A 12966-nucleotide genomic window follows, 5' to 3' on the forward strand; every position below is an offset into this window, starting at 1 on the left:
AAACGTGGGCGTTATGGTCTTAAGAGCAGATTTGTATTCTGTTATCGCTTTGTTTGCCTTATTGCTAATAAAAATTAGAAATAAGGATTATTACCCTATGTTTAACGCTAAACCTATGCTGGCGATGCCAAGCCTTTGTGCTGTGCTCGTCACGTCGGTGCTGTCCAGTGCCGCCTACGCGAACGCCCCCGGTAAGCCCACAATTGGCTGGGGAGAAACCAATTTTGCCATTATTGAAGTCAGCCAATCAGCCACTGCTTATGAGCAACTGGTGACGGTTAAAGATGCTGCCAGTGTTGAAGTAAACTGGAACCTTTGGAGTGGTGATGTCGGCGATACCGCCAATGTCTTGCTCGATGGTGTCACGGTATGGACTGGTCCATCAAATGCCTCTGGCAATGCGGTATTTGATGTTAGCCAAGGCGGTCGTTATCAAATGCAAGTGGAGTTGTGTAACGCCAATGGTTGTACCCAAAGTGACGCTAAAGAAATTGTGGTGGCTGATACCGATGGTAGCCATTTAGCACCACTGCAAACGCCGCTGCAAGAGAACAATAAACCCTATGTGAACAAGTCTGGCAAAGTGGTAGGGGCTTACTTTGTTGAGTGGGGGGTGTATGGCCGTAAATTCCCTGTGGATAAAATTCCCGCACAAAACCTGACCCACCTACTATATGGATTTACTCCAATATGTGGCGGCGATGGCATTAACGATAGCCTTAAAGAAATTGAAGGTAGCTTCCAGGCTTTACAACGCGCTTGTAGTGGCCGAGAAGATTTTAAAGTTGCAATTCATGATCCATGGGCAGCATTGCAAATGCCCCAAAGCGGGGTGAGTGAATACGGCGATCCTTACAAGGGTAACTTCGGCCAGCTAATGGCGCTTAAGCAAGCTTATCCGGATCTGAAGATATTGCCATCAGTTGGCGGTTGGACCCTGTCTGATCCTTTCTACTTTTTGGGTGATAAAGTTAAGCGCGATCGCTTTGTGGCATCGGTGAAAGAGTTTCTACAAACGTGGAAGTTCTTCGACGGTGTCGACATTGACTGGGAGTTCCCTGGTGGTGCGGGTGCCAACCCTGATTTAGGCGATCCGGTCAATGATGGTGAAACCTATGTGTTACTGATGAAAGAGCTACGCGCGATGCTCGATGAGTTATCGGCTGAAACGGGACGAAGCTATGAGCTGTCCTCTGCAATCAGTGCTGGCCGCTCAAAGATTGCCATGGTGGATTACCAAGCCGCTCAGCAGTACATGGATTATATCTTTTTAATGACCTATGACTTTTACGGTGGCTGGTCTAATACCGATTTGAACCATCAAACTGCCTTGTATGCCGCAAGCTGGGATCCTGATACTAAAAATACTGCTGATTTAGGGGTTAATGCGTTGCTGGCTCAAGGTGTCACCCCAGGTAAAATCGTCTTAGGCGCTGCAATGTATGGCCGCGGCTGGACTGGCGTGAGTGGTTACCAAGGTAATAATCCGTTTACCGGCACTGCGACTGGTAAAGTGAAAGGTACTTGGGAAGATGGTGTGGTGGATTACCGCCAAATCGTTAACGAATACTTAGGCGCGGGTTGGGAGTATCAATATGATGAGGTTGCTGAAGCCCCTTATGTGTTTAAAGCATCAACCGGTGACTTGATCACCTATGATGACCCTCGCTCTGTCACTGCTAAAGGCCAATATGTGACTGCCAACCAGTTAGGTGGTCTGTTTGCTTGGGAAATTGATGCAGATAACGGTGATATTCTCAATGCGATGCATGAAGGCTTAGGTCACGGTGAAGGGACTAACCCACCTGTTAATAAAGCACCAATTGCTAATGCTGGCAGTGCCCAAACCGTTACTGGCAGCGTCGATGTTAACTTAGATGGTAGCTTGTCACGTGATCCGGAAAACAAGGCACTAACCTATGCTTGGCAACAAACATCAGGCCCTGCTGTGACCTTAGTTAATGCCGACTTAGCCACTGCAAGTTTTGCATTAACTGCCACTGATGTCGATACCCAATATGGCTTTAGCCTCACAGTGACCGACCCCGAAGGCTTGTCCTCGGTAGCCAGTACTGTGGTTAACCATGTTGCAGAGCAAAGCAATCGCGCACCTGAAGTTGATTTGGCTGCCACAGCGAGTGTTAACTCAGGACAAAGTGTGAGTATTAGCGCTACGGCAACAGATCCTGATGGCGATCCGCTAACCTACAGCTGGTCAGTGCCTGCAGGTTTAGTGGTTAGCGGCGCAAACACGGCTACGCTAAATGTCACTGCACCTAACGTGACCACAGATAGTAACTATACCCTAACGTTATTGGTGTCAGACGGTGCATTAGATACCAGCGCACAAACTGTATTAACCGTTAAGGCGGGCAACACTGGCGGGTGTGATACTAGCGACCCTGATGCGCCGAATCATCCTGCTTGGGATGCCAGTACGGTATATACCGGTGGCGATACAGTAAGTCATAACTGTTTGGTATGGCGGGCTAAGTATTGGACTCAAGGTAATGAGCCTACATTAACTGCTGACGCTTGGGCATTGGTCAGCAGCGTTGAAATGGGCTGGAATGCCAATGTTGTCTATAACGGCGGGGATACCACAACCCATAATGGTCGTAGCTGGCAAGCCAAATGGTGGACAAAAGGTGAAGAGCCTGGTGTCGCGGATGTTTGGACAGATATTGGTCCGGCAAATTAACCCATAGCTTGAGTCAACAGCTGCGCCAATGCCGTTCATTGGCGCAGTTTTCTTATGATTAGTAGAGAGTGTTGATCCTTCGGGTAGGGTTTGTGGCCCCTTTCTAGTATCAAGTAGGGCAAGGAGGTATCAAAGCCTCCACCTTGTATAAAGAGCCCACACTACTTTAAGAACCCGCTCAAAAAGTCAACGCGCTTTAATTGGAGTATTCCATTATGAGATCTTCATTGACAATGCTGTTGTCGAGCTTAGCCGCGCTATCGAGTTCCTCGCTGTTGGCAGCGGAGCCTGTGGTACTGACCCAAGCTGAAGTAACAGCTAAAGAAAATCAGCTGACTGACTTTCCACTAATGAAAGCGGTTAAAGCCTCCATCGCCACCAGAGACAACGCTATTGTGGAGGCTGTGACTCCCCTCAACGCCAATAATCCAGACAACGTTAAACGCCTAGAGTCGATATTAACTGAGGCTCAATTTGAGTTTTTGTTTGCTGTGCGTGCGCCTGAGTATACCTATCAAGGCTTATTGCAAGCGGCGGCAAAGTTTCCTGCGCTTTGTGGTACTTATACCGATGGCCGCGATAGCGATGCAATCTGTCGTAAGTCATTGGCAACTATGTTTGCTCATTTTGCTCAGGAAACCGGTGCTCATGATCAGTATCGTAGTGAGCCCGAATGGCGCCAAGGTTTGTATTGGGTGCGTGAAGTAGGCTGGGATGAAACCAAGCGTGGTGGTTATAACATGGAGTGTAACCCTGATACTTGGCAAGGGCAGCAATGGCCGTGCGGCACCTTTAGTGATGGCAGCTATAAAAGTTACTTTGGTCGAGGCGCTAAGCAGCTGTCTTATAACTACAACTATGGACCGTTTTCAGACGCCATGTTTGGCGATGTGAGCGTGTTACTTAACAACCCAGAAAAGGTGGCCGATACATGGCTTAACCTAGCCAGTGCGGTGTTTTTCTTTACTTATCCGCAGCCTCCTAAAGCATCAATGTTGCATGTTATTGATGGCACATGGCAGCCTAATGACCATGATTTAAGCCTTGGGCTAACGCCGGGCTTTGGTCTCACCACCCACATAATCAATGGTGGTATTGAGTGTGGTGCGGGTAGCGAGAAGCCGCAGTCAGTCAATCGCATTAGCTATTATCAATCCATTGCCCAGTACCTAGGCGTGCCTATTGCAGCTGATGAACAGCTGGGGTGTAAATCAATGAAACCCTTTGATACTCAAGGGGCGGGGGCGATGGCAATCTATTGGGAGCAAGATTGGTCTTATATCCCGGGCAATCCCAATGGCGGCAAAAGCTATGCGTGTAAGTTAGTCGGCTATCAAACTCGTTTTAGTGCCTTTAAGGCGGGTGATTACGGCCAATGTTTACAGCACTTTTTTCCTGAAGTAGTGATTGAGGACAGCGGTGAACCAACCGATCCAACTGATCCAATCAATCAACCGCCAATAGCGAAGATTAGTGGTCCTGTAAGCGGGGAAAGTGGCGCGCTAATTCAATTGTCAGCAGCGCAGTCTAGCGATCCTGAGCAATCAGTGCTGAGCTATTTGTGGCAAATTCCGCAGGGCGCCAGTGCCGATCGTGTTGATGAGGCGAGTTTGAACTTAACCTTGCCGACATTGACGCAAACTGCCGAGGTGTTGGTGAGTGTTACGGTGACTGATGCGGAGGGCTTAACTGACAGCGTCACTCATCGCATTAGCGTTAACGTGGATGTGGTGACCCCGCCAGATGGTATTGCTGCTTACCAAGCTGGGACTGCTTATATTGATGGCGATTTGGTCACAAATGCTGGTGGCGTATATCAATGCAAACCCTTTCCTTACACCGCTTGGTGTGGCGGTGCCGCTTGGGCTTACGAGCCTGGTGTTGGCGTCGCATGGCAAGATGCGTGGATTGCAAAGTAGTGGATATAGATGAAAAAAATGCGCCGTGGTAGGCGCATTTTTTATTTGAGACAACCTTTAGCTTAGTCGTCGATACTAATCAGCTCGACATCAAATATCAGCACTGAACCACCGGCAATTTTACCTGCATTGCGATTGCCGTAGGCAAGGCTGCTAGGAATAAAGAAGCGGGTTTTCTCGCCTTCAACCATTAACTGTACACCTTCGGTCCAACCTTTAATGACGCGATTTAATGGGAAGGCAATGGGTTCGTTACGCTCAACTGAGCTATCGAATACTGTGCCATCAATTAAGGTGCCATGGTAGTGCACTGTCACAGTATCCGTGGCTTTTGGGTGACGCTCGCCATCACCTTTATGAAGGACTTTATATTGCAGTCCAGATAAGGTTTCTACTACGCCTTCTTTGTTTTTGTTTTCTGCAAGAAATGCATTGCCTAGCGCAATATTTTCCTTGGCAACTTTTTGGTTATTCATTGAGTTGAAAAAATAAAAAATGACGCCGGCAAACACGACGACAGCAAGTAATACTTTCATTAATTTAGTCTTATCTTTGAAATAGAAACACTATCATAACCAATCTCTATGGTTAGGCAAATAAAAGCCCCCATGGAGGCAAGTTAATGACATTTAGGCTACAGCCTGACCACGCTTATTTCACCCTCTATCAGCATAGTGACAAATTGAGTTTGTCCGCTAGCCACAAGTGAATTAGTTCAATGACTTAATTTGCGTACCCAGTAATTAGGCTGAGTTAGGCTAAGGCCTGTTTAAGCGGGTAGCGATAAGAGTAACCCCAATAGGATCAGGTTAGTGATGACAACCAGAGCTAGCACCAGCCGAAAGGGGCGCTTTTGCGATTTATGCCGCAATATAGACTGTGCCACTAGTGCGCCTGGCCAGCCGCAAGCAAAAGCCAGTAGATGAAGGTGACGCTCTTTAACCCGCCAATGGCCTTTTCTTGCGACAGACTTATCCCATGCGTAAACCAAGAACGTGACTGCGCTAGCGGCAAGATAAATATAGAGCAGAGTTAGCGGAATTTGCTGATTAATTCCGCCAATGAGTATCAGCACAATGAAAGCTAATACGAGCAATAATTTTAGGGACATATCAGGATTACTTGATGCCAGTGAGTCCTAGGATGCCCCATGGTATATCGTCCAGATCGCCTATGTGAAGTTATCTGTCAAATAAAGTGTTGTTAGTGACTGTTTTGATTATTTACTCGGCTTGGCAGAGATCCATAACTTGATGTGACCAGCTACCACCACAGTATTATTGGTGTCATAAGCGGTCACTTTAACGAGCATGTCTCCCTCTTGCCATTGGTCTGGCGTGACTTCGGCAACGCAACGAATGTCAGTTCCCGCTTTGGCCGTGTAATCGACGCTCATGCCTTTAGGGATCCAGCGTAAATGCGCTGGAATTGATGCTTCAGCCATTACACCCATGGCCATTTCTAAGCCGTTGCATATTGCGATGACATGTACAGTTTTTATATGGTTGTGAACCCGTTTACCTTTGGTGATTTTACATTCACAGTAGTTAGGTTTTAGCTCGGTAATTAACGGCTTAATCGTGGCAAAGTAGGGCGCCATTCTCGACACCATGATAGAGAAAATCTTGTGTCCCCATGGCAGGCGGGTCACTTTATTGTACAGTGCCATGACTTTGGTGGTGTGATTGTTACTTTGGCTCATTGTTTGTCCCATTGTTATTTTTTGTTCTGGTCGGATGAGTTTACACCATTTTAACAACAAGGCGAGTGATATTGTTGTTTGGTCGTGTCCTGATGGTTGCCGATGAAGCAAAGTTCACTTTCCTTTCACGGTGCACAAGGTACAATTTGCGGGATTAACATAACCCTAAGGGCGAAAAGTGAAGTATTTGCTAACCTATTTTAAAGGAATGGCTATGGGAGCTGCTGATGTGGTTCCGGGCGTATCAGGTGGCACTATTGCGTTTATTACTGGTATTTTAGACACCCTAATTGAAAGTATTAAACGAATTAATCCTAGTTTGTTTAAGGTCATTAAGTCGCAAGGGGTCAAAGGGGCCTTTGAGTATATTAATGGTCCATTTCTGGTGGCGGTATTTGGTGGCATATTAACCAGTATTTTTACGCTATCAAAATTGATCTCTTATCTATTGACTCATTATCCGATCCCCGTTTGGTCGTTTTTCTTCGGCTTAATTTTGATTTCTGTGGTGCATATGCTCAGGCAGGTCAAAGGGTTTACTTGGGTTCGGGGGCTGTTGTTTAGTATTGGCGTTGTTTTCGCGTGGGGGATCACGGTGCTGAATCCGATAGCCCTAGAGATGAGCTATATCAACATCTTTTTTGCCGGCTGTATTGCCATTTGCGCCATGCTATTACCGGGGATTTCAGGTAGCTTTATTCTGTTATTACTGGGAATGTATACCTCAGTGATTGGCGCCGTTAAGAGCTTCGATATCATTGTGTTGGCGATATTTTGCCTTGGGTGTATTGTCGGCCTATTGAGTTTTAGTCACTTATTGAGTGCGCTGTTAAAACGTTTCCATGATGAAACCTTAGTGTTTTTGACCGGTTTGATGCTGGGGACTTTAGGTAAAATTTGGCCATGGAAGCAAGTGTTGAGCTGGCGAGAAAACTCATCTGGCGAGCAAGTGCCGCTGCAAGAAGCCAACTTAAGTCCGATGGCTTTTGAGCAATTGACCGGACAAAGTGCTCAGTTAATTGCTGCGATTGTCGCTATGTGTGTCGGCATCGCATTGGTTTGGGGACTAGAGCGTTTTGCTTCTCGCCAGCAAGTCAGTAGCAGCTAACTTATGTAATCAAAAAAGCCTAACAACGTGTTAGGCTTTTTTGATGGTCAACCTGCCTGACGGCTATTGTCGACGGTCTTCTTATCATAGTATTCAAAGGGAAAAATATTGCGAATACGCTGGGTAATGTCGTCACCAATGTTAGCCGAAACATGTAACCTTACTGCACCATTGCGTTTTTCTGCACGGACTAATCCGGTTAACTTTTCTGATTTGGCCAGCGCGCGACAATCACGCTGAAACTTTTCTGGGATCTTGCCTTTATGCCGGTCTAAGCGGCCATCTTTAAAGTGCAGCTCAAAAATGGTTAGGCCTTTTTTGCCTGCAAAAATGAGTTTATACGCCAGAAACAAACCCAGCAGAATAAATAAGACTTTATACACGGTTGGTGACATATGTTATTCCCTTATCAACTAGCTCTTAAGGTAAAGATACTCTGGCTAACGGAAATTGGGTAGTAGCATAGATCATGTTTTTAAGTTTGAATTTTTTGTGAACCCTGACTAGACTGAATTTTGTACGGAACAAAATTGCGGTCTTACATACCAGTTAAGGAAGACATTATGTATTTATCAAATGCACAGAAATGGGCAAAGCTTTGCCATGATCAAGCCGAATTAATTGAAAGCCTTTCCGAAACCTTTCCTGAGCGTAGAGAACAACATGCCAATTTAGGACTCAGTTGGCGCCGACTTGAACAGCAGATCGTCAATGGGGTAAAACCTAAGTTATTTGATATCAAATAAGTGATGACTCACAGATTAAAAACCGCCAATTGGCGGTTTTTTTAGGTTCAATTGATCGCGATTGTGGGTAAGCTAGGTCAATCATGAGTGGATTATATTGGTTAGGGAGCAGACGGTGAGCAGTTGCTTAGTATCAGTGGATTGGTTAGTAAGCCAACTGGGTAAGCCAAACTTGTTGGTGTTGGATGTCAGTATGGATAAGGTTATTGGCAAAGAGCCGATAATTTATGATGAATTTCGCTGTATCCCAGGCGCGTTAAAGCTCAGTCTAGAGACGCAACTGGTTAACCTTGAGAGTGACATGTTGCACGCTATGCCGAGCGCCGCTCAATTTAGTGAAGTTATCGCCGGTTTGGGCATTACAGCAAGCAGCCAAGTGGTGCTATATGATAATCAAGGCATTTACAGTGCGCCGCGAGCTTGGTGGATTTTTAAGGCGATGGGGTTTGAAAAGGTGTATGTTTTAGATGGCGGATTACCCCAGTGGCTAAGTGCTAAACAAGCCTGTGAGACGCAGTATTGCCGCTATGATGATGGTCCCATTAAGTCAGTGCCTCATGAGCAACGTAATAGCTATCAGCTAAATAGCTATCAACTAAATACCTATCAACTAAATACCTATCAACTAAATACCTATCAACTAGCGAGTAACAGTGTGATGAGTGCAGAGCAGCTTAATGCGGCAATAACTAATCACTCAGTACAGGTGATTGACGTTAGAGCCCATGAACGCTTTGCTGGTATCGCTCAGGAGCCGCGCCCAGGTGTGCGCAGTGGCCATATGCCGACCGCTATCAATATTCCCTTTGCGCAGTTTTTATCTGGCCATAGATTGAAAACTTGTGATGAGCTGCAATCGTTGTTTGCGACTGCTAGGGTAACGAGTCATCAACCTGTGGTGTTTAGTTGCGGTTCCGGTATTACGGCTTGTATCGGTTTACTCGCGGCGAAGGTCGCCGGTTTACAACCATTGAGTTTGTATGATGGATCTTGGGCGCAGTGGGGCAGTCGAGAAGACTTACCGGTTGTGACTGACTAAGCTCAAAGCGAGGCACTTTAGTTGGTTAAAGTGCCTCGTTAGGCAAGTTACTTTTTCGCGTCCATATTCCATAGAATACTTTGGTCACTGCCCATCACTGTGGTTGGCATCTGCCCATTCCATTGCTGCGCCCGGACATAATCAACTAAGGTTTGTGACTCGCGCAGTGCTTCGGCTTTTTTCTGAATCGCTTCTGCTTCAGCAAGGCCCTTAAGACGAATGGCTTCAGCTTCTGCAATCGCTTCGGTTTGAATCGCATAGGCTTTACCGTCAGCAGTGGCTTTTGCTGCATCACGTTTTGCGTTTGCGGTATTTACTTCTCGCTGGGCTTCGAGGTTTTGACGCTCTAAACGATGCTTTTCTGCCGCCGCTAAGTTTTTCTCTGTTTGCTTAGTTTCAATCGACTGAATGTATTTCTGTGGTAAACCGAGGTTTTCAAGTTGCGCAGAGTCAAGTTTGACTGGATAGGCTTTCATCTCTTCGATGAGTACATCTTCAATTTGGGCGATCACTTGGCCACGGTTTTGAATGATCTCTTCCGCTTTATAGCGGGCAAGGGCATCTTTGGCGGCTGAGCGTAATTTAGGATCTAAGATACGCGACTCAAACTGGCTGAGACCGCCGTAACTTTTAAATAGGTCAAATGCTTGGTCGCGATTGACTGTCCAGTTAATTGAGACTTCAGCAGTCACGGGCATCTGCTCATGGGTTGAAGCATTGAGCTTTTCGGAGTTTTTACGCGTGCGAATTTCTAATACTTCAACTTTATCGACAAAAGGTATTTTTACATGTAGGCCAGGATTGACCTGCTCAGTGGCCTCGCCGAAACGCTTGATGATGCCAACATGGCCTTCATCTACCGTGTAGAGAGTTTGAAATAGTACTGTGATGGCTGCTAATGCACCAACGATACCAACAGCGGCTCCTTTGCCTTTTTTACTGATGACTTGTGGCGCATTGTTTTTGTTCAATAAGTCCATTTGATTTCCCTGTAATTATGTTTCCGTTAGCTAAGCGCTTACTGGTAACGGATCCTAACTCATCAAATGGATTAGTCAATATGATTGATTTTTATAGAATATTCAATTTGTGCTGAAGGCAATAGGTTAACGCTTGATATCAGTATTTTACTTGCATCATGTCTGCTTGCGCTTGATATCAAGTTATTTAAGCCAATAGTGAGCCAAAATCCACAGATGAAAAAGCGGCTTAGATTGCGCCAAGCGGCTCATCACCGTTCATTTAAGAAGAAAATTTGCTGGCCCTCCCAGACTCGAACTGTGAGTACATGAGCTGACGATTATGAGTGCTTTACAGACTAGGGCGGAACTAGAACTTCAGACACAAAAAAGCCCGCAGGTTAATGCAGGCTTTTCTGTTTAAATTGGTGGCCCTCCCAGACTCGAACTGTGAGTACATAAGCTGACGATTATGAGTGATATATATGGGAGAACTTGAATTTCAGGCATGAAAAAGCCGCTTAGATTTCTCTAAGCGGCTATTCAAAATTGGTGGCCCCTCCCAGACTCGAACTGGGGACCTGACGATTATGAGTCGTATGCTCTAACCAACTGAGCTAAGGGGCCGACTTAAGGTAGTCGTCACTACCGAAAGCGCAGAGAAGTATACGAGGTTTAAAAGCGCTTGTCACCTGTGTTTTCCCATCAAAAGCCAACTTTGATTTCAACTGCTTATCTGTTGTTCAATCTGTCATTGCTTTTGTGACTGCAAAAATAAAAAAGCCAACCTCAGTGGTTGGCTTTTTTGCTTAAAGCATCATCTTTATCATCAAAAAGTCTTATTCGTCTAGGAACGACTTAAGGATCTCTGAGCGTGATGGATGACGTAATTTACGCAGTGCTTTAGCTTCAATCTGACGAATACGCTCACGGGTCACATCAAACTGTTTGCCCACTTCTTCTAAGGTGTGGTCAGTGTTCATGTCGATACCGAAACGCATACGCAGTACTTTTGCTTCACGGGCAGTTAGGCCTGCAAGTACTTCGTGAGTAGCGTTCTTCAAGCTTTCGCCAGTGGCAGAGTCTAATGGCAACTCGAGGGTAGTATCCTCGATGAAATCACCTAAGTGCGAATCTTCATCATCGCCGATAGGGGTTTCCATTGAGATTGGCTCTTTAGCAATCTTCAAGACTTTGCGGATCTTATCTTCTGGCATTAACATGCGCTCAGCTAGCTCTTCTGGTGAAGGCTCGCGACCCATCTCTTGCAGCATTTGGCGAGAGATACGGTTAAGCTTGTTAATGGTCTCAATCATATGCACCGGAATACGGATAGTACGGGCCTGGTCGGCGATAGAACGCGTAATAGCCTGACGGATCCACCATGTTGCATAGGTCGAGAACTTATAACCACGACGATATTCGAACTTATCAACCGCTTTCATCAAACCAATGTTACCTTCCTGGATGAGATCCAAGAATTGCAGGCCACGGTTGGTGTATTTCTTAGCGATAGAAATTACAAGACGTAAGTTCGCTTCAACCATCTCTTTCTTAGCACGGCGTGCTTTCGCTTCACCGATTGACATACGACGGTTGATATCTTTAATTGCCGCAATGGCTAGGCCAGTTTCTGCTTCAATGGCATCAAGTTTTGCACGGCAACGTTTGACATCTTCTTCCACCATTTCTAAGCCTTCTTTATAAGGCTTGTTGGCGGCAATCTCTTCGTCGAACCAAGCGATAGAGCTTTCGTTAGAAGTATAAACTTTAACGAATACCTTCTTAGGCATCTTAGCTTGCTCAACGCAAAGCTTCATGATCAAGCGCTCTTGTACACGGACTTTGTCCATCATTTCGCGCATGTTCTTAACAAGACGATCAAACTGCTTTGGAACTAAACGGAACTCTTTGAAAATCTCACCGATGACAAATAGTGCACCGGTTGATTCTGGGTGTTCACGGCCTTTAGCTGCAATGGTGCTTAGTGCCTGTTCATGAGCTTCTCGCAATTGAGTGAAACGCTCGCGCGCTTCCTCAGGGTCTGGCCCTTTTGGAGAATCATCATCTTCATCGCCATCTTCATCATCTTCATCATCATCTTCGTCAGCAAGATCTTCATCAGATAATTCAGAACCAACGTGTGTTGCTGTTGGGGCAACATCTTCAGCATTAGGGTCAACAAATCCAGAGATAATATCAGATAGTCTGATTTCTTCAGCTTCGTAACGGTCATACTGCTCAAGGATCATCGCGATCGCTTGTGGATATTCAGCCACAGAGGCTTGAACAGTATTAATGCCTTCTTCAATACGCTTAGCGATGACAATTTCGCCTTCACGAGTAAGAAGTTCAACGGTACCCATTTCACGCATATACATACGTACTGGGTCAGTCGTGCGACCGAGTTCAGCTTCTACCGTGGCAAGGGCTGCCGCGGCTTCTTCTGCAGCATCCTCATCGGTGCTGTCTTCAGACATCATCATGTCATCGGCATCCGGCGCCTGTTCATAGACGCGAATACCCATGTCATTAATCATCTGGATAATATCTTCGATCTGGTCGGAATCGACCATATCTGCAGGTAAGTGATCGTTCACCTCTGCATAGGTTAAATAACCTTGCTCTTTACCTTTGGCTAGCAACAATTTTAGTTGCGACTGCGGAGTATGATCCATAGATATCATCCAAGTTGGGTAACTGTTACAACGACGGGCAATTTTGCCGCGCAAATCGTCAATTATAGCCTTGTGTTGATTGCTGTGCTAGTGCAAGTGTCGAATTTTGAGACA

The 12966-nt window shown here is 45.9% G+C and carries 11 protein-coding genes and 1 tRNA gene; 5 read left to right on the forward strand and 7 right to left on the reverse strand.

The features are described 5' to 3' along the window. Positions 1-97 precede the first annotated feature (97 nt). Both ACHUFW_RS00495 and ACHUFW_RS00500 read left to right on the forward strand, forming a co-directional pair. Entirely contained in the window at positions 98-2701 is a 2604-nt protein-coding gene (locus tag ACHUFW_RS00495) for a glycosyl hydrolase family 18 protein (protein WP_394199949.1), read from the forward strand. A 215-nt stretch (positions 2702-2916) separates the two neighbouring features. Next, positions 2917-4620: a glycoside hydrolase family 19 protein gene (locus ACHUFW_RS00500; RefSeq protein ID WP_394199951.1), complete on the forward strand. Its 1704-nt coding sequence runs from the start codon at positions 2917-2919 to the stop codon at positions 4618-4620. Between the two features lie 62 nt (positions 4621-4682). Here ACHUFW_RS00500 and ACHUFW_RS00505 read toward each other — a convergent pair whose 3' ends face one another. The 3 genes from ACHUFW_RS00505 to ACHUFW_RS00515 form a co-directional block, all read right to left on the reverse strand. Further along, the gene (locus ACHUFW_RS00505; protein WP_394199953.1) at positions 4683-5156 is read right to left on the reverse strand and encodes an FKBP-type peptidyl-prolyl cis-trans isomerase; all 474 of its coding nucleotides are present in this window, start codon (positions 5154-5156) and stop codon (positions 4683-4685) included. 233 nt (positions 5157-5389) lie between these two features. Continuing rightward, positions 5390-5731, reverse strand: coding sequence for a DUF1294 domain-containing protein (locus tag ACHUFW_RS00510; RefSeq protein WP_394199955.1), 342 nt, complete (start codon positions 5729-5731; stop codon positions 5390-5392). Positions 5732-5839: 108 nt separating this feature from the next. After that, the gene (locus ACHUFW_RS00515; RefSeq protein ID WP_394199957.1) at positions 5840-6322 is read right to left on the reverse strand and encodes a hotdog fold domain-containing protein; all 483 of its coding nucleotides are present in this window, start codon (positions 6320-6322) and stop codon (positions 5840-5842) included. Positions 6323-6500: 178 nt separating this feature from the next. Between ACHUFW_RS00515 and ACHUFW_RS00520 the strand changes: the two genes are divergently transcribed. Beyond that, positions 6501-7430, forward strand: a complete 930-nt coding sequence (locus ACHUFW_RS00520) for a polyprenyl-phosphate transporter (RefSeq protein WP_394199959.1) — start codon at positions 6501-6503, stop codon at positions 7428-7430. Positions 7431-7477: 47 nt separating this feature from the next. On the opposite strand, the gene ACHUFW_RS00525 is transcribed toward ACHUFW_RS00520, so the two are convergent. After that, a complete protein-coding gene (locus ACHUFW_RS00525; RefSeq protein ID WP_394199961.1) occupies positions 7478-7825 on the reverse strand; it encodes a DUF3634 family protein in 348 nt (115 codons plus the stop codon). Between the two features lie 168 nt (positions 7826-7993). Between ACHUFW_RS00525 and ACHUFW_RS00530 the strand changes: the two genes are divergently transcribed. Beyond that, the gene (locus ACHUFW_RS00530) at positions 7994-8176 is read left to right on the forward strand and encodes a hypothetical protein (RefSeq protein WP_394199963.1); all 183 of its coding nucleotides are present in this window, start codon (positions 7994-7996) and stop codon (positions 8174-8176) included. Positions 8177-8291: 115 nt separating this feature from the next. After that, on the forward strand, positions 8292-9215 hold the full coding sequence (locus tag ACHUFW_RS00535; protein WP_394199965.1) for a sulfurtransferase: 924 nt from the start codon (positions 8292-8294) through the stop codon (positions 9213-9215). 47 nt (positions 9216-9262) lie between these two features. Here ACHUFW_RS00535 and ACHUFW_RS00540 read toward each other — a convergent pair whose 3' ends face one another. The 3 genes from ACHUFW_RS00540 to rpoD form a co-directional block, all read right to left on the reverse strand. Further along, entirely contained in the window at positions 9263-10195 is a 933-nt protein-coding gene (locus ACHUFW_RS00540) for a prohibitin family protein (protein WP_394199967.1), read from the reverse strand. Positions 10196-10724: 529 nt separating this feature from the next. Next, positions 10725-10801 (reverse strand) — tRNA-Ile (locus tag ACHUFW_RS00545). Positions 10802-11013: 212 nt separating this feature from the next. Then, positions 11014-12852 (reverse strand): RNA polymerase sigma factor RpoD, encoded by a 1839-nt coding sequence (gene rpoD / locus ACHUFW_RS00550; protein WP_394199969.1) that lies wholly within the window; start codon positions 12850-12852, stop codon positions 11014-11016. Positions 12853-12966: the final 114 nt, after the last annotated feature.

The sequence above is a fragment of the Shewanella waksmanii genome, from assembly GCF_043643685.1.
Classification (GTDB): Bacteria; Pseudomonadota; Gammaproteobacteria; order Enterobacterales; family Shewanellaceae; genus Shewanella; species Shewanella waksmanii_A.